1 pseudogene is annotated in these 528 nt (G+C 36.0%); it reads left to right on the top strand.

The annotated features are described in order from the left end of the window. Positions 1-237: 237 nt before the first annotated feature. Positions 238-528: pseudogene (locus ACESPQ_RS20800) on the top strand (transposase); the annotation flags it as partial.

Below are 528 nucleotides of genomic sequence, written 5' to 3'. Positions count from 1 at the left end.
AGTTTATAGAAACCAGCGAATGAAGAAATATAGAATTCTGATTTCCAATGCAAGATTTATCATGATAGGTTGTTCTTTGTTCCCTATGAGAATCCGGGTCTTTGACAGTCTATTCATAGCTAATAGCTTCTAAAGCCTTTTATCATAGGCTTTTCTTTAGGTTATTTTGTCAAATTTTTAGCTTTATTATATGGTAATTATTGGTAATATGTGATATAATTTGTATAGGTGATGTATATGAAAGTTACTACTACTCGATCTAAATCCTCTGAAACTTTTTATATCTGTCATTCTTTTGTTGATAAGAACGGCAAAAATACTTCCAGAGTTCATAAACGGCTTGGCACTTTGGCTGAACTTTCCCTTTTGCTCTCTACTGACCGCGATGGTGTCATGGCATGGGCTAAAGAACAGGCTCGTATTGCTACTGATGACTACAATAAGGAAAATCAAGCCGTTTCCGTTCTCCTATCTCCTACGCACTATATCCCTAAAAATGAGCAGCGCTCTTTTAACTGCGGATACCTT

Origin of the sequence: Clostridium sp. HGF2 (assembly GCF_964240115.1) — a bacterium.
In the GTDB taxonomy this organism is placed as follows: domain Bacteria; phylum Bacillota_I; class Bacilli_A; order Erysipelotrichales; family Erysipelotrichaceae; genus Clostridium_AQ; species Clostridium_AQ innocuum.
The sequence above is the reverse complement of the archived record's forward strand: the minus strand, read 5'-3'. Positions and strand labels throughout refer to the sequence as shown.